This window comes from Nonomuraea sp. NPDC049158, assembly GCF_040648335.1.
Classification (GTDB): Bacteria; Actinomycetota; Actinomycetes; order Streptosporangiales; family Streptosporangiaceae; genus Nonomuraea.
In genome coordinates this window covers 185,818-201,186 of record NZ_JBEZDM010000003.1, presented here as the reverse complement: position 1 = coordinate 201,186, position 15,369 = coordinate 185,818, and the positions used below count along the sequence as shown (strand labels likewise).

Below are 15,369 nucleotides of genomic sequence, written 5' to 3'. Positions count from 1 at the left end.
TGACTAGATGAGACTATGCAGTCATTTAATTAACCGCAAGTTCAGCCGAGCTTCGCCAGGAGCTGTTCGGCGTCGGCCGCGAAGGTCGAGTCGTCGGTGCCGGCGGCGAGCCGGAGCATCCGCCTGGCCACGGTGAGGTCGCCGTGGGCGTACCGGATCTCCCCCAGGCGGAAGGCGGCCTCGGCGACCAGCTCGGGCTGCTCGGTCAGCCCCAGCGTGAGCTCGTAGTAGCGCACGGCCCCGTCGCGGTCGTTCAGCCAGTAGCAGAGCTCCCCCAGATGCGCGGCCGCCATGCCCGACTCGGTGTCTCCCGAGTCGATGACCCGCTGGTACCAGCCCAGCGCCTCTGGGAAGTCCCGCTCCCTCTTGGCCAGCGCCCCCAGGTACATCGCCCCGAGCGCGCTGACGTGCCCCGTGCCCGAGTTCACCGCCTGGATGTACCACTTGCGGGCCTCGTCCTCGTCCTCGTCGTGGTAGCTGTGGCCGAGCGCGACCATCGCCCTGGCCGCCAGCTCGTCGTCGCCCGCGCCCAGCACCCGCTCGTACACCTGCCTGCCCTCGGCCACCTCTCCGGTCCCCACCAGGGCCTGGGCCAGCACGCTCAGGGCGGTCGGCTCACCGCTCTCGGCCGCCTCCCGCAGCGTGCGCAGCGACGCCTCGGTGTCGCCCTGACGGCCCTGGAGCATGCCGAGCAGACTGCCGAACACCGACCGCACCGGGCTGTCGGCGTCACCCGCCTGCCGTTCGGCCAGGCTGTAGAAGGCGGCGGAGTCGTCCTCGGCGTCGAGGAGCGCCAGCAGCCTGCCGCCCGCGACGAACCGCACATCGGGGTCCTCGTGCTCGTTCAGCCGCTCGTAGACGGCCCGCGCCCGCTCCGTCTCGCCGAGCTCGGCGAGACGCTCGGCCACCCCCAGCTCGGTGAAGGCGTCCGAGCCGACCAGCTCGTAGTAGAGGTGAACGGCCTCGGGGTCGTCGCAGAGCTCCGCGAGCTCCCTGGCCTTGGCGCCGGCGTGCGGCCCCAGATGCGACAGCACCTGTACGGCCAGCGCGTGCTCGCCCCGTTCGTACGCCTGGTAGGCCAGGGTGTTCACGTTGTCCAGGGCGGTCTGGGCCAGCTCGGACCCGGTCCCCGCGGCGACGCCGAACGCCTCGGCCGCCCCGAGCGGGTCACCGTCCTCGTGCAGCCAGCAGCCGAGCTGGATGCCGCCCCTGGCCACGGCGTCGGCCTCGCCCGACTCGACGGCCAGCCGCGCCTGCCCGACGGCCGCCGCTTTGTCGCCCAGCGCGTGCAGGGCCTCCGCGAGATCGGCGCGCATGCCGGCGATCGGCTGACCGGTGTCGATCCCCTTGCGGTACATCTCGACCGCGCCCGCCAGGTCACCCGTCGCCTTGCGCGCGTCGCCCCACACCCAGTAGCCCATGGTCACCGTCTCGGGATCGCCGGTGCCGACGGCCAGCTCGGCCTGGGCGGCGACGGCCGCGTACTCCTGCCGCTGGAGCAGGTTGACGAGCAGATGGCACAGGCAGGTGAGATCGCCGGCCGCGGCACCACGTTCGAGCACGTCACCGGCGCCCGTCAGGTCACCGCGCTCCTCCAGCAGGGCGGCCAGCTCGACGGCGGTCGCCGGCAGCGCGGCCCGCAGCGCCTCGACGGCTCCGTCCAGATCGCCGCGCCGCCGTCGGACCACGGAGACGTTGCGCCAGGCCATGAGGGCGATCTCGTCGTCGCCGCTCTCGGTCGCGGGCAGGAAACACAGCTCGGCCTGGCTGTACTGACCATCGCGGGCCAGCTCGGCACCGAGCCCGAGACCGGCGCGCTCGGCCCACTGGGGCTCGCCCACCTCGACGACCAGCAGGTAGAGCGCCCTGGCGAAGTCCTCGTCGCGGCTCGCCCTGGCCATCTCCAGCGTCTCGGCGAACGCGTCGGCGGCGGGGAACCCGCTCGCCTCCGTCAGCAGGCGGCGTACCTCGGTTATGTCGCCGGCGTCCAGCGCGAGCAGCAGCCCCGCCATCGCCGCCGATCCGGCCAGCTCGGTCAGCGCCGCCAGGGCGCCTGGCCGGTCGCCCTCGGCGGCCAGGACCCAGGGCCGTTCCTCCGGTGACGCCGTACCGAGCCGGACCCGGGCCGTGGCCGCGGACCGCTGGTCGGTGTCCTGGGCCGCCGCGCGCTCGTAGGCCGAGCGGGCGCCCTCCGGGTCACCCGCCTCCTCCAGGTGGCGCCCGGCCTCCAGCAGCGTGGCCCCCGCCGCCTCAGGATCGGCCGCCACGGCCCGCTCGAACGCCGCCCGCGCGCCCTCGAGGTCGCCGGTCCGCGCGAGGAGTCCGCCCATCAGGCACTCCGCCTCCGCCGCCCCCTCGTCCGGCGCGGTCCGCACCGCGGTGGCCGCCTCCACGAGCGCTCCGTCCAGGTCGCCCCCGTCGCGCAGGAGCCGGGCCAGATGCGGGGCCGCCGCCACCTCGCCGAACGCCTCCCGCAGCACCTCACGGGCCTCGCCGGGCAGACCGGTCGCGACCAGGATCTCCCCCAGCCGCAGCGCGGCCTCGGCCACCTGTGCCCCGTCGCCCCAGGCCGCCGCCCCCTCGCGCGCCACCACCTCGTCGTCTCCGGCCGCCATCCCTTGGCACGCCTCCGAGGGCCGCTCCGCGCCGTACCCGGCGAGTATCTCTCGGTACGTCCGTGCCGCCGCGTCGAGGTCGCCGAGCGTGTGCCAGGCGCGGCCGAGGTCGCGCCGCGCGATGGCGGCGAGGCTCTCGTCCGGACCGGTCACGGCCTGTTGCCAGGCGGCGATCGCACCGTGCGGGTCGCCGGCGTCGTGGCGCAGGGCGCCGAGGTAGCTGGCCGCCTCCTGCCGGAAGTCCGGGTGACCGACGCCGAGCAGCAGCGACAGCGACCCGTCGGCCGCGGCCGTCTCGCCCTGCCGCCGCCAGGCGTGCGCGGCCTGCAGGGCGAGCATGGACGCCATCCACGACCTGCCCTCATCGGATATCGCCTCGAAGGCCACACCCGCCGCACGGAAGTCACGGTCGAGCAGGAACCGGGCGTAGCGTCCCGTCTCCCCCTCCTCCGAGTGGGCCTCCGGGACCCGGCCGAACGCGGCTCGAGCGCCGTCGAGGTCGTCGAGCCGCACCCGGGTGAGCCCGAGCAGCCACGCGTGGCGCGGCGCCTGGACCGGGTCGCCCTCGGCGACGAGCCGCTCGTGCAGGCGGCACGCGGCCAGCAGGTCACCCTGGCGCTCGAACAGCCCGAGCAGCGCGCCCACCGCCTCCAGACGGAGCCCCCGATGGCCGGTCTCCATCGCGGCGGTCAGCGCGGCCCGCGCCTCCGCCAGATCATGCTCGCGCGTACCCGCGTCCCCGCCCTCTCCGCCGTCCTCGCCGGACTCACCCACGCGCTCACCGAGCAGCTCACCCAGCCCGTACGCCACCCACGCCGCCAGCACCGGATGCCCGTCGGCCCGCGCCCGGCGCAGCAGTGCGACCGCCTCCTCGCGCTGGCCCTGGTTCACCAGGACGTCCTTGAAGATGGTGGCCGTATAGGAGAGCGCGAGCGGGTCACCCGAGTCGGCCGCCGCGTGGAAGAGCCCGGCCGCGTCCGACAGGTCGTACCCGATGGAGGCCAGCACCTGCGCGAACACCGCGGTGCCGATGGCGGCCGTCGCGGGGTGCTCCATGGCCTCGCGGTAGCGGACCAGCCCCTCCTCCCTGCCCAGGCGCTGGTGGTCGATGACCGCCCGCAGCACCGGGTGCGGTTCGTCGCCCGATTCGCGCAGCAGGTGCAGGAAGAACTCGGCGCTGAAGCCCTGCAGCAGGTCGTCGCCCTCGGCGACGTAGGACAGCAGCTCGTCGGCCTGCTCCCGGTCGCCCGCGCCCAGCTCCAGCTCGGCCAGCGTCATCATGGCCCGGACCGACTGCGTGGCCGCGCCGGAGTCGATGGCGTCGCGCAGCAGCCGTCGCGCTCCGGCCAGGTCGCCCGCCTGCAGGTGGCGCAGCGCCTCGTCGACGTCCAGGAGCGCCTGTTCCTCGACCGGGTCGGCGAGCGGCTGCTGCCGCGCCGCGTGGTCGATCAGCAGCGCGGCCTTGAACGCCGCGTCCGGGTCTTCGTGCTCGGCCGCCTCGGCCACGAGCGCCATGACGCTCTCCCGCTCGTCCGGGTGCTGGTCGAGCAGCAGGCCGAGCAGCGTGACGGAGATCGACGACCAGTCCGACTCCCCCGCCGCCAGTACGGCCCGCAGCGCCGCGAGCGCCTCGGCCACCTCCCCGGCCTCGGTGTGCATCTGCGCCAGGCACGCCTGGGCCTCGACGGCGTACTCGCGCTGGCCGCTGGCGACCACCCGGTGGAAGATCGCCTTCGTCGCCGTCACGTCGCCGAGCTGCGCGGTCACCTTGGCCTGCTCGATGAGCGCGGGCAGCCGCTCCTCGGGCCTGGGGTCCTCGGCGGCCTCGGCGTAGGAGGCGGCCGCCTCGGCGTACTCGCCGAGATCGACCAGGACCGCGCCGAGCAGCCGGTGGGCGGTGGCCAGGTGGTCGGGGTGTCCCACGGCGATCGCGTGCTCGCACACCTCGCGGGCGGCCGCGAGATCCCCCTCGTCGGCGTGGATCCGGTAGAGCTGGAACGCCGACAGCGACACCACATCGGGATCGCCGCAGGTCAGCAGCTCACGATAGTCGTCCTCGCTATCCGCCAGCTCGAACAGGTCACGCGCCGTACCCGGATCTTGGGGGGCGAAGTCGGGCAGCTCCAGCTGGGCGGCCATCTCGGCCACGGCGGGACTGTCGCACCGGCGCGCCCGCTCCAGCGCCTCCGTCGCGCCCTGGACGTCGCCCATCTCGGTCAGGACGAGCACCAGCGCCGTCTCGGCGAGCGCGGCCACCTCGAAGTCGGCGCCGTCGCAGGCGATCATCAGCACCCGGTGCGCGGCGGGCCATTCGCGGGCGGCGACCAGCATCATGCCCATGGCGATGGCGGAGCGCTGCCCGAAGACCGGGTCGCCGGAAAGGATCACCGACCGGTGCGCGGCCTCCGCGCCGTCGAGATCGCCCTGCTCCTCCAGCAGGCAGGCCAGCAGGTGTGACGCCTCAGGATCGCCGGTGGCGGCGATCTCCCTGAACAGCACGGCCGCCGCGACGGGATCCCCCGCTTCCCAGCACTTCATCGCCGCGGCCAGCTGCTCTGACTCCATATTGCACTCCCCAGTCATTTAATACTGTGAAAAAGCTACACATGTGTCGCTCTGGTCACAGCACGTTCCCCGATCTCGGGACCTTCCGACCATCCCGGTTCGGCGCGCCGTAGCGTAGGGGCCATGGCTAAAGCGTTCTGGATCGACCAGGAGTTCGACAGGGATCGTGACGGGCGCTATGCCGTACACGTGCGCAAGAACCTCGAAGAGTTCGAGTGGGGCGACATCGCGCCGGTCAGGTTCGCCTGCGCGGCCTGGCGGCTGGCCACGCCGCCGTCGCTGAACCCCGGCTACGTGCGCTGGGACCGCCGCATCCTTGAGGCGACCTGCCACCGCAACACGTGGGACGGCACGCTCAACGCGCGGATCAAGCTGGTCTCGCCGCTGCCCGAGGAGCTCACCCGCTCACGGGCCTGGTGGCGCGACCGCGGCTGGCTGGGCTGGCAGGAGACGTTCGGCCAGTACGTCGAGCCGACGCAGCAGGACCTGGCCAGGATCCCGTTCCTGCGGGCGACGCTGCTGGTGGAGGTGCCGGTGCCGCTCGACGACCTGCCACCGGAGCCCGAAGGCCCGCATGACGAGGTCGAGCAGAGCGCGGCACGGGTCCTGGTGGTGCTGGTACGCGAGCTGAACCAGCTGGTCAGCCCCATACTCGATCAGCTCGGCTGACAGCATGCCCGCCACATAACCGGGTAGCGGGGGCGCATGAGGATGCTGCTCGCCGTGCCGTCGATGGTCGCTCTGTCGATCTACCTGCGGCAACGCGGGTCGCCGGAGTCCAAGCCGGTGGGCGCACCACACTCCTGGACCGGAGTAGAGGGCTGATCGGCCGCCGGGGTCCCCGGTTGATCGGTCGCCGAGCTCCACGGCTCACCGGTGACGACCGCGACGATGCGGGTGCCCGGCTGGAAGGCGCCCTGCCGGACCAGGTCGAAGACGCCGTAGAGCATCTTCCCGACGTACACCCCCTCGACCCGATATTTCGCGATGAAGTCGTCGAGAACCGGGGTCGAGCGGGCGTACCCCCCGAAGTGATAGTCCAGGTTGACCGACCAGTTCGGCCACACGCGCCCGTACGCCTCGCGCTGCAGGCGCGCCACCTCATCGTCGAGGAACCCGGCCCCCTTGAGCACCGCGAACCCGATCGCCCGCCGGCCCTCCGGCAACCCGGCCGCGATCCCGGCCAGGGTGCCGCCGGTGCCGACCGCGCAGCAGATCACGTCGTAGTCGCCGCCGATCTCGCCGGGCAGCTCGGCGCACCCGCGTACGGCCGCCGCGTTGCTGCCCCCCTCCGGCAGGATCGCCACGTCGCCCCACTGCTCGCGCAGCGTGGCCTGCACCTCCGGCGTGTGCTTGCGGCGGTATGTCCCTCGGTCGAGATAGGTGAGCCGCATACCGCAGGACTCCGCGTACGCCAGCGACGGGTTGAGCGGCAACGTCTCCTCACCGCGGATCACCCCGATCGTCGCGAACCCGTCCCGGCGCCCGGCCGCCGCGACAGCCCTGATGTGACCGGAGTAGGCGCCGCCGAACGTGAGCACGCGTGGGTGGCCCAGGTTGTACTTGAGCTTGCGCGCCTTGTTGTCGTCGCGGACGAGGAAGACCCGGACCGAGTCGAGCGCCGGATCCACCAACTCCTCCATGGCGCTAGTCTACGGTCGGACCTTTGTTGAGGAGTGTTGGATTATGCGCGTTGTCGATGCTTTCCGGGCCGCCTTCGGCGCCGATCCGCGTACGGTCTGGCACGCGCCCGGCCGTGTCAACCTGATCGGCGAGCACACCGACTACAACGACGGCTTCGTCCTGCCCTTCGCGGTGCCGTGGGGCGTCACCGCGGCCGTCAGCCCGCGTGAGGACGCCACGATCCGGCTGCTGTCCCTGCAGTCGCCCGGCGACCCGCTGGTGATCTCCAGCCACGAGGAGTCGCGGGGTTGGAGCCGCTACGTGGTCGGCGTCCTGGCGATGCTGGGCGACCGGGTACGCGGCGCCGACATCGCCATCGACGGCGACATACCCCAGGGCGCCGGGCTCAGTTCGAGCGCCGCGCTGGAGGTGGCCGTCGCCTCGGCCCTCAACGACCTGCACGACCTGGGCATGACGCCCATGGAGCTCGCGCTGCTCAGCCAGCGGGCGGAGAACGACTTCGTCGGCATGCCGTGCGGCATCATGGACCAGGCGGCGTCCGCGCTGAGCGCCGAGGGACACGCGCTGTTCCTCGACTGCCGCTCGCTCGGCTCCCGCAACATCCCGCTCGACCTGGCCGCCCACGGGCTGACCATCCTCATCATCGACACGCAGGTGCACCACGAGCACGCGGGCGGCGAGTACGCCAAGCGCCGCGCGGAGTGCGAGTCGGCGGCCCGCAAGCTGGGGGTCGCGGCGCTGCGCGACGTCACGGACCTGGCCGGGGCGCTCGACCGGCTGCAGGGCGCCGAGCGCAAGCGCACGATGCACGTCGTCACGGAGAACCACCGCGTCGAGGCGCTCATCGGCCTGCTGCGGGCCGGGGCGATCACGGAGATCGGGGCGCTGCTGAACGCCTCCCACCTGTCGCTGCGCGACCAGTACGAGGTGTCGTCGCCGGAGCTGGACCTGGCCGTGGAGGCGTCGCTGCGCGGCGGCGCCCGGGGCGCCCGCATGACGGGGGGCGGCTTCGGCGGCTCGGCGATCGCGCTGGTGCCCGACGAGCGCCTGGAGGCCGTGAAGGAGTCGGTGAACGCGGCTTACGCCGAACGCGACTGGCAGGCCCCCCGCTTCCTCCCCGCCACCCCCGCCTCAGGTGCTCGCCGTATTTCCTGACCCCTCTTAAAACCAACATTCTTTGTTACGGCCAGCCCGGTGGGCCCCGCCCGCCGACCGGGGCCAGGGCCTGTCCAGGGGAACGCTCCTCCGGTTCACCGGCTCGCCACCGTTACGTGCGCACGGGCACCATCTGGGTGGTCTTCGGGAACCCGGCTGAATTTCCCGGCTGACTACAGTGGCGGAAAGTTCGGCCTACAGAGGCGGGAAGTTCGGCAGGCGGCGCTCCAGGAAGCTCGCGACACCCTCGGCGAAGTCCGGGCGGTTGAAGGAGGCGAGCATCTCCTGGGTCGCCGTCTTGGCCGCTTCGTCCAGGGTGACGTTCCAGTCGTTCCAGACCTGACGCTTGATGACGGCCATGGAGGCCGGGGAGCTGTGGGTCGCGAGCTCCAGGGCGTACTCCTGGGCCGTGGCGAGCAGCGCGTCTCCCGGGACCGAGCGGTTGGCCAGGCCGAGCTCGTACGCCTCCGCGCCGGTGAAGACCCGCCCCGACAGGAGGATGTCCATGGCTCTCTGCTGGCCCATGAGGCGGGGCAGGATCCACGACAGGCCGTATTCGGCGATCAGGCCGCGGCGCGGGAAGGCCGTGGTCCACTTGGCGTCCTCGGCCGTGAAGATCAGGTCGCAGGCCAGCGCGTGGACCATACCCAGACCGGCGCAGGCGCCGTTGACGGCGGCGATGATCGGCTTGGCGATGGTCGTGGGGAAGGTGTTGGGGCGCGGGTCGGGCGTCTCGTCGTAGTCTCCGGTCTGGAGGGCGCTGAGCGTCTGGAAGTCGGCGCCCGAGCAGAATCCCTTGCCCGCGCCGGTCACCACGATGGCCCGCACGTTCGGGTCCTTCTCGGCCTCCTGGAGAAGGTCGAAGTAACACCGGCCCATCGCGTCCGTCCAGGCGTTGAGCCGGTCGGGACGGTTGAAGGTCAGGGTGAGCACGCCTTGATCGGCCGAAGAGAGAACAAGTTCCGCCATAGGCCAACAGAATCATATTCTAGTCATGAAACGCAAGACGACCCCCCAGTCAGTGGGCGTGGTGGACGAAGGCGGAGGCCAGCGTGGGGTTGCTGTAACTGGGGGGAAGTGGAACGCAAGACGACCCCCCAGCCAGCGGGCGTGGTGGACAAGGGCAGAGGTCGGCGCGGGGTTGCTGTAGTTGGGGGGACGTGGAACGCGTGGGCGGCTGTCCGGTCAGCCGGTGTGGTGGACGAAGGCAGGGGTCAGGGTGGGGTTGTCGTAGTAGCGGTGGAAGACGCGCGTTGCGCCGCCGGAGATGGGCGGCACGATCCACGACCAGTCGGCCGGGCACACCCGCCCCGCCTTCTCCTCCCGTCCCAGGTGCGTGAGGAACCGGTTCGATTCCGTGTGGTGGTCGGTCATCGTGACCCCCGCCTGCTCGAACGAGTGCAACACGGCCACGTTCAGCTGGACCAGCGCGTGGTCCCGCCACAGTGACCGGTCGGTGGCGGTGTTCAGCCCGAGCCGCCCGGCGACCACGGGCAGCTGGTCGTAGCGGTCGGTGTCGGCGAGGTTGCGGGCGCCGATCTCCGCCCCCATGTACCAGCCGTTGAAGGGCGCGCACGGATAGCACAGCCCCCCGATCTCCAGGCACATGCCGGAAATGGCCGGCACGGCATGCCAGCGCAGCCCCAGGTCGGCGAACCACGGATGGTCCGGATGCGTGAGGGGCACCTCCAGCACCGCGTCGCCCGGCAGATTGCACAGCAGCCGCTGCCCGCGCCCCGGCTGGATGACCAGGGGCAGTACATCGAACCTGCCGCCCTGCCCGCCCCGCCAGCCGAGCCGCCTGACCCGCTCGGTGAAGTCGACGTAGCGGGGGTCCCCCACGATCGACCCGTCGCGCATGCGATACCCGGCGTACCGGATGAGCTGCTCGTTCAGCACCCGGGGTCCGCGCCGCTCAGGCGTGTCCGGCGGGAACACGGTGATCGTCGGCCGGATCTTGCCCTCACCCGTCGCGTCGCGCAGATGAGCCACGCACTCAAGGGCCACCCCCTCGGCGCTGGTCACCTGCCGGCGGTCGCGTACCCGCAACGAGCGCCAGTAGAGCCGCCCGATGCAGCGGCTGCTGTTGCGCCAGGCCACCCTGGCACCGAACTGCAGCTCCTCGAAGGTATGGGTGTAAGTCCCATGACGGGCGATCTCCTTGGCGACCTCACGCAGACGCGCGTGCACGTCACCCGCGCCGGGATTCTCGGCGTGGAAGAGCCTGATGAAGCGCCCCGCCTCGCGGACGTCGATCGTTCGCTCGATGAGCGTCTGTACGGCGATGGCATCGAAGGGACGTAGGGACCTGATCCAGGTACGCACGCAGTAACCAGCACTTTTCCATCAACGGAGCGCCCCGCCGATTCCGGGTCGGCGGCACCTCCTGGCAGGCGGCGCCCTCTCCACACCGCCTTCACGACGTGCCCGCAGCTCCTGCCATCCTTCACCGTCTGACAGCCGTTTGTCCCGGCAAAGGGAAAATCCAGTGACCTTACGGCTACAAAGCGTGAAAGGCGTCAGCCGCCGGGCCGCCGCACCAGATCGAGCCGCATCGCCACCACCACCGCCGAGGTCCGGTCGGAGACGCCCAGCTTGCCGTACGCCCGCAGCAGATGCGTCTTGACCGTGGCCTCCCCGATGAACAGCCGCCGCCCGATCTCCCCATTGGTCAGCCCCTCCGCGACCAGCTCCAGCACCTGCCGCTCCCGCGCCGACAGGCGCCACCCTTCGGGGCCGGTCTTGTGCCAGGACGCCAGGCGAGCGGACACCGACGGCGACAGGACGGTCTCGCCGCCCGCCACCGCCCGTACCGCGGCCGCCAGGTCGGCTCGTGACACGTCCTTCAGCAGGTACCCGGCGGCTCCGGCCGACATGGCGCGCTCGATGTCGGCGTCGTTCTCGTACGTGGTCAGCACGATCACCCGGTACCCCGCGCCCAGCCGCCGGATCGCGGTCACACCGTCGCAGCCCGGCATGCGCAGGTCCATGAGGATCACGTCGGGCCGCAGCCGCGGCGCGACCGCGATCGCCTCTTCACCCGATCCGGCCTCACCGACCACCTCGATGTCCGGCTCGGCGACGAGCATCCCGCGCAGGCCCTCGCGGACCATCGGGTGGTCGTCGACGATCAGCACGGCGAGCATGGCAGCTCCACCGTGACCGTCGTCCCCGCTCCGGGAGCGGCCGCCACGGCGACGATCCCGCCGAGCCGCGCCACCCGGGCCCGCATGGTCCGCAGACCGTACCCATCGCGGGTGCTGGCCGGCTCGAAGCCATCACCGTCGTCACTCACCGACAACCGCACTGCCGCGCTCCCAGAGTCACTCACCGACGGCCGCACCGCCATGTCCCCGTAGTCCAGCGCCAGCCACACGGACCGGGCGCGGGCGTGCTTGCGCACGTTGGCGAGCCCCTCCTGAGCGACCCGCACCAGCACCGCCTCGACCGTGGCGGGCAGCGCGACGGGCTCGCCCCTCACGGTCACCTCCACCGGCACCTCGAACCCCTCGGCCAGCCAGCGCAGCGCCTGCCCCAGTGACGTGCCGTCGAGCGCGGGCGGGGCGAGCGCGGCGATGAGCGCCCTCGTCTCGGCCAGGTTCTCCTTCGCCGTCCGTATGGCCAGCGCCACGTGCCGATCGGCCCCCCGAACGGCCTCGGCGGCCTGGAGGAGCATGATGATGCTGGTGAACCCCTGGGCCAGAGTGTCGTGAATGTCGCCCGCCAGCCGCTCACGCTCCGCCAGGACCCCGGCCTCCCGGCTGACCTCCGCCAGCTCCTCCCGCGTCCGGTCGAGCTCTTCGATCAGCTCGGCGCGCTCGCGGTTCTGCTGGTAGAGCCGGCTGATGAACGTGCCGAGCAGCGCACTCGCCGGCAGCCCGACGGCCAGGGCGAGGAGGATCTGCAGCGGGTCCTCCCCGGCCGGCGTCAGTCCGTTGAGTACCGGCGCGGCGAAGAACGCCGCCGTCAGCACCACGGCGTGCGCCACCCGCAGCGACATGAACGCCATCGGCACCAGCGCGGACAACGCTATGGCCGCCGCCGGCTCCAGCAGCCCGGCGCCGGTGACCAGGACGAGCATGCTCGCCGCGTACCACCAGCTCTCCCGCACCGGAATGGCGTCCGCGCGGACGGCCGAGCGGCCGAACAGGACGTAGCAGAGGGCCAGCAGCAGCACCAAGCCGACGGCGATGGGCGGGCCGCCGTCCGCCACCATCGCGATGACGGTGGTGATGAGCACCACCGCGAAGTACGCGTCCCAGAACGGATAGGAACGCAGCCAGGCGTTCTCGGCCCGCGCCGCCACGGGACTCCCCATGATCTGCAGTTTTACCCTCTTATAGCTATATGTCCACCGATCGGTGGATACCCCAGCCGCGCCGAACCCGTGATCGTCATGGTCATGAACAAGCACATCTACCGCACGGTCATGCTCGCCCTGTCGCTCGTCTTCGCCGCGCTGATCGCCATTCTGGCCCTCCTCGGCAGCGACGCCATCGGCCTGGTCGCGGGGATCGGCGGCGTCCTCCTCGGCCTCGGCTGGGCACTCTACGGAGTGCTGACCGGCAAGAGGGACTCCACGGTCTAGCCGGAACGCGAAAACCCCCTTCCCGGAGCTCCGGGAAGGGGGTTCGGTGTTGCTCCCGCGATAGGACTCGAACCTATAACCTGCCGGTTAACAGCCGGCTGCTCTGCCGTTGAGCTACGCGGGATCGAACGTTTGCGCTGATCGGCGGGCCTTGCGGGCCGCTCCCCTGGGCGCAGGAATAGATTAGCGCACTCGAGGAGTGCGTGTCGCATCGTCATTCGGGTAGGCCCGGAGACAGCGGAGGTGCAATATGCGTTATCGGATGACATTCGCCATTGGTCTTGCCGTCGGCTATGTCCTGGGCAGCCGGGCCGGCCGCGAACGCTATGAGCAGATCAAACGGGCAGCCCAGCGCGTTGCCGACAGCCCCAGGTTCCAGGAGACCGCGGGCGTGATGGGCGCCCAGCTGTCGAAGGCGGCCGGGGTGGCCAGGTCGAAGGTGGGGGACACGCTCCAGCATCGGATCCCGTTCCTCAACGGCCACGACCACCACGACACCGGCACCGGCTGGCCCGGCGAAGAGGTCGAGCAACAGGCCGGCCAGAAGAAGACCGACCAAACCGGCATTCCTTACTGACGCGGGACAACGCCGGGCCCCGGGCATGAGCGCAGGACGAATCACCGCCCATGTCCGGGGCCCACGCGTTCTCAGGCTCACCGCCCAAGTCCGGGGCACTCGCGTCCCCAGGCTCACCGCTCATGCCCGTGGCCCACACATCCTCAGGCGCCTCAGACCCCCATGCTGCGCCGTACGCCCTCAAGGGCCTGTTCGGCCTGTGCGCGTACGCCCGGGTCGTTCGGGTCGAGGCCGTCGTCGAAGACGAGGGTCCACCCCAGCACCTCACCACCGGGCGGGCGCCTGGCCACCAGCCGGACCCCGCCACGGCCGGGCAGGTCCACGTGCTTGTTCACCACGATGGTGGCGTTGACCCGCTCCCGGACCGTCTCGGGCAGCAGCCGCGGCTCCGGCAGCTCCACGCGGTGCCGATCGCCGGACATGGTGAGGATGTTCAGTCCCTCCTCGTCCCAGGCGGCCCGGTCGATCGTCTCGTACGGCACGCGGAGCCCGCCGGGCAGGTGCAGCGCCAGATTGGTGGCCACCACGTGCCCGTCGCCGGTGGCGGCGAAGGTCAGCACCCGCTCCCCCGGCTCGGTGACCAGGGCCTTGCGGACGTCGGCGGGCAGGCGGCGAAGGAAACTCATTCCTTCACGCTATCGGCGAGCAGGTCGAGGGTGAGCGCGGCACTCCAGGAGAAGTCCCGGCACCCCCGGCCGCTGCCGTCGAACGGGTCGAAGCACTCGCGGAACCCCGCCTGCCTGACCAGGCGGAGCGTGCCGTTGGCGAGCTGCTGGCCGAGCGAGCCGAGCGCGTGTACGTCGGCCGCCCGGCGCAGCAGCCAGTTGGTGTTCACCCAGGACGGGCCGCGCCAGTAGCGGGTGCGGTCGAACTGGGCGGCGCGGATCTCGCAGCTGGGCACCGGATAGCCCGTGGCGCCCATGAACCTGGCCGATTCGAGCACCTCGATGGCCGCGTGGACGCGGTCGCTGGGCAGCTCGGGGTCGAGCAGCGGGCCGAAGCCGCCGACCGTGCAGGCCCGGATCAACCGGTCGGTCCGCAGGTCGCGGGCGTAGAAGCAGCCGTCCCACAGGCGGTCGAGGAGCGCCTGCCTGATGCGCTGGGCCTGTTCGGCGTGGGGCACCGGGTCGGCGCGGGCCAGCGGCGCCAGCTCGGCCATGGCCTGGCAGGAGGCGAGCCAGATCCCGTTGAACATCGGGTCCTCGATGGCGAACGGGTGCTCGTCGCGCAGGTATTCGGCGCGGTAGCCGGCGTTGCGGTAACGCAGCGCCAGCCAGACGTAGCGGTCGTGGTCGCTGGCGGGGTGGCGCTCGTCGAGTTCGACGGTGCGGTAGCCGTACCTGATCTCGGGCAGCGCGGCGAGCGGCTGGTCCCAGGCCGGGCTGTCGTCCATCCCCGACTCCCAGGGGTGCACGATCGCGGCGAGCCCCGAGCCGCCGAGGTCGCGCGCGGCGGCCAGGTAGGCGTGCTGGGCGGCCAGCGCCGGAAACGCGCGCCTGACGAAGTCGGCGTCGCCGGTGTGCCGGTAGAGCCACCACAGGGCCAGGGCGTGCAGTGGCGGCGAGGTGAGACCCGAGGTGAGCACGCGCGGCGCGGCGTCGTGGTCCTGCGAGCGCCAGACCGAAGGGCCCGGGAAGTACGCCTCGGGGGTGTGGAAGACGATGTGCGGCACCATGCCGGTCGCCCACTGCCCGGCCAGCAGGCTGAGCAGCTCGGCACGAGCCCGGTCAGGCCGGTGCCTGGCCAGGCCGATCACCACGAACGCCGAGTCCCAGCTCCACTGGTGCGGGTAGAGACCTGGAGCGGGAACGGTGGCGGTTCCCGTCCAGTTCGCCTCGAGCACGGACAGTGCCTCGCGCCCGAGCGCGGCGTCGTCGACCGCGGGCCGCGCCTCCATCAACCCACTATGCGCCGCTACGCCGCAGGAAGCTATCGCGGAGGGAGCTGTCGGGAAGGAAGTTACGTCCGGGCCCACTTGGAGACGAGCATGACGCCGAAGGCCACGGCTCCGATGATGAGTCCCCACTTGAGCAGCGTGAAGAAGAAGCCCACGAGGGGGCCGATGAGGATGAACACGGCGATGATCGCCAGGATTGCGAGAAGTATGCGTCCCATGCCTCTGACGTTACGAGATCGTTTAAGCGGATTGCAGGTAAGGCAGGGTTGAATCAGGGACAAGTCAGGGTCTCCCCTACTCTCGGAGCCAACCGGCAGACTCCCGGAAC

Annotated in this window: 13 protein-coding genes, 1 tRNA gene and 1 pseudogene; 5 read left to right on the top strand and 10 right to left on the bottom strand. The window is 71.5% G+C overall.

The window, feature by feature from the left end:
- Positions 1–41 precede the first annotated feature (41 nt).
- Positions 42–5,180, bottom strand: a complete 5,139-nt coding sequence (locus tag AB0B61_RS08645) for a tetratricopeptide repeat protein (RefSeq protein ID WP_358429690.1) — start codon at positions 5,178–5,180, stop codon at positions 42–44.
- 123 nt (positions 5,181–5,303) lie between these two features.
- Between AB0B61_RS08645 and AB0B61_RS08640 the strand changes: the two genes are divergently transcribed.
- A complete protein-coding gene (locus AB0B61_RS08640; RefSeq protein WP_357641586.1) occupies positions 5,304–5,849 on the top strand; it encodes a hypothetical protein in 546 nt (181 codons plus the stop codon).
- Between the two features lie 36 nt (positions 5,850–5,885).
- A pseudogene (locus AB0B61_RS08635) lies at positions 5,886–5,948 on the top strand (hypothetical protein); the annotation flags it as partial.
- Here the strand turns inward: AB0B61_RS08635 and AB0B61_RS08630 are convergent.
- Complete coding sequence (locus tag AB0B61_RS08630; protein WP_358429688.1) at positions 5,930–6,823, bottom strand: 1-aminocyclopropane-1-carboxylate deaminase/D-cysteine desulfhydrase; 894 nt, start codon at positions 6,821–6,823, stop codon at positions 5,930–5,932. The pseudogene AB0B61_RS08635 and the gene AB0B61_RS08630 overlap by 19 nt on opposite strands.
- A gap of 43 nt (positions 6,824–6,866) precedes the next feature.
- On the opposite strand from AB0B61_RS08630, the gene galK reads away from it, so the two are divergent.
- Entirely contained in the window at positions 6,867–7,979 is a 1,113-nt protein-coding gene (gene galK / locus AB0B61_RS08625) for a galactokinase (RefSeq protein WP_358429686.1), read from the top strand.
- A gap of 195 nt (positions 7,980–8,174) precedes the next feature.
- Here the strand turns inward: galK and AB0B61_RS08620 are convergent, their stop codons facing one another.
- From AB0B61_RS08620 to AB0B61_RS08605, 4 genes are all read right to left on the bottom strand, one after another.
- On the bottom strand, positions 8,175–8,948 hold the full coding sequence (locus AB0B61_RS08620; protein WP_358429684.1) for an enoyl-CoA hydratase-related protein: 774 nt from the start codon (positions 8,946–8,948) through the stop codon (positions 8,175–8,177).
- A 216-nt stretch (positions 8,949–9,164) separates the two neighbouring features.
- Complete coding sequence (locus tag AB0B61_RS08615; protein ID WP_358429682.1) at positions 9,165–10,304, bottom strand: nitric oxide synthase oxygenase; 1,140 nt, start codon at positions 10,302–10,304, stop codon at positions 9,165–9,167.
- A 194-nt stretch (positions 10,305–10,498) separates the two neighbouring features.
- Positions 10,499–11,125 (bottom strand): response regulator transcription factor, encoded by a 627-nt coding sequence (locus AB0B61_RS08610; protein ID WP_358429680.1) that lies wholly within the window; start codon positions 11,123–11,125, stop codon positions 10,499–10,501.
- On the bottom strand, positions 11,110–12,297 hold the full coding sequence (locus AB0B61_RS08605) for a sensor histidine kinase (RefSeq protein ID WP_358429678.1): 1,188 nt from the start codon (positions 12,295–12,297) through the stop codon (positions 11,110–11,112). Before AB0B61_RS08605 ends, AB0B61_RS08610 begins: the two co-directional genes overlap by 16 nt.
- Positions 12,298–12,381: 84 nt before the next feature.
- On the opposite strand from AB0B61_RS08605, the gene AB0B61_RS08600 reads away from it, so the two are divergent.
- Positions 12,382–12,567, top strand: a complete 186-nt coding sequence (locus AB0B61_RS08600) for a hypothetical protein (protein WP_358429676.1) — start codon at positions 12,382–12,384, stop codon at positions 12,565–12,567.
- Between the two features lie 52 nt (positions 12,568–12,619).
- Here AB0B61_RS08600 and AB0B61_RS08595 read toward each other — a convergent pair.
- A tRNA-Asn gene (locus AB0B61_RS08595) sits at positions 12,620–12,691 on the bottom strand.
- Between the two features lie 126 nt (positions 12,692–12,817).
- Here AB0B61_RS08595 and AB0B61_RS08590 point away from each other — a divergent pair.
- The gene (locus AB0B61_RS08590) at positions 12,818–13,144 is read left to right on the top strand and encodes a YtxH domain-containing protein (RefSeq protein ID WP_358429675.1); all 327 of its coding nucleotides are present in this window, start codon (positions 12,818–12,820) and stop codon (positions 13,142–13,144) included.
- A 152-nt stretch (positions 13,145–13,296) separates the two neighbouring features.
- Here AB0B61_RS08590 and AB0B61_RS08585 read toward each other — a convergent pair whose 3' ends face one another.
- The 3 genes from AB0B61_RS08585 to AB0B61_RS08575 all read right to left on the bottom strand — a co-directional run bounded on the left by AB0B61_RS08585 (position 13,297) and on the right by AB0B61_RS08575 (position 15,259).
- A complete protein-coding gene (locus AB0B61_RS08585; RefSeq protein ID WP_358429673.1) occupies positions 13,297–13,770 on the bottom strand; it encodes a hypothetical protein in 474 nt (157 codons plus the stop codon).
- The gene (locus AB0B61_RS08580; RefSeq protein ID WP_358429671.1) at positions 13,767–15,041 is read right to left on the bottom strand and encodes a hypothetical protein; all 1,275 of its coding nucleotides are present in this window, start codon (positions 15,039–15,041) and stop codon (positions 13,767–13,769) included. Before AB0B61_RS08580 ends, AB0B61_RS08585 begins: the two co-directional genes overlap by 4 nt.
- A gap of 62 nt (positions 15,042–15,103) precedes the next feature.
- Entirely contained in the window at positions 15,104–15,259 is a 156-nt protein-coding gene (locus AB0B61_RS08575) for a hypothetical protein (RefSeq protein WP_357641611.1), read from the bottom strand.
- Between the last annotated feature and the right edge of the window lie 110 nt (positions 15,260–15,369).

Bases quoted from the DNA above. Each gene is read 5' to 3' on its own strand.
- AB0B61_RS08605 (WP_358429678.1), bottom strand. From the start codon at position 12,297: ATGGGGAGTCCCGTGGCGGCGCGGGCCGAGAACGCCTGGCTGCGTTCC.
- AB0B61_RS08620 (WP_358429684.1), bottom strand. From the start codon at position 8,948: ATGGCGGAACTTGTTCTCTCTTCGGCCGATCAAGGCGTGCTCACCCTG.
- AB0B61_RS08630 (WP_358429688.1), bottom strand. From the start codon at position 6,823: ATGGAGGAGTTGGTGGATCCGGCGCTCGACTCGGTCCGGGTCTTCCTC.
- AB0B61_RS08590 (WP_358429675.1), top strand. From the start codon at position 12,818: ATGCGTTATCGGATGACATTCGCCATTGGTCTTGCCGTCGGCTATGTC.
- AB0B61_RS08645 (WP_358429690.1), bottom strand. From the start codon at position 5,180: ATGGAGTCAGAGCAGCTGGCCGCGGCGATGAAGTGCTGGGAAGCGGGG.
- AB0B61_RS08580 (WP_358429671.1), bottom strand. From the start codon at position 15,041: ATGGAGGCGCGGCCCGCGGTCGACGACGCCGCGCTCGGGCGCGAGGCA.
- AB0B61_RS08610 (WP_358429680.1), bottom strand. From the start codon at position 11,125: ATGCTCGCCGTGCTGATCGTCGACGACCACCCGATGGTCCGCGAGGGC.
- AB0B61_RS08600 (WP_358429676.1), top strand. From the start codon at position 12,382: ATGAACAAGCACATCTACCGCACGGTCATGCTCGCCCTGTCGCTCGTC.
- galK (WP_358429686.1), top strand. From the start codon at position 6,867: ATGCGCGTTGTCGATGCTTTCCGGGCCGCCTTCGGCGCCGATCCGCGT.
- AB0B61_RS08585 (WP_358429673.1), bottom strand. From the start codon at position 13,770: ATGAGTTTCCTTCGCCGCCTGCCCGCCGACGTCCGCAAGGCCCTGGTC.
- AB0B61_RS08640 (WP_357641586.1), top strand. From the start codon at position 5,304: ATGGCTAAAGCGTTCTGGATCGACCAGGAGTTCGACAGGGATCGTGAC.
- AB0B61_RS08575 (WP_357641611.1), bottom strand. From the start codon at position 15,259: ATGGGACGCATACTTCTCGCAATCCTGGCGATCATCGCCGTGTTCATC.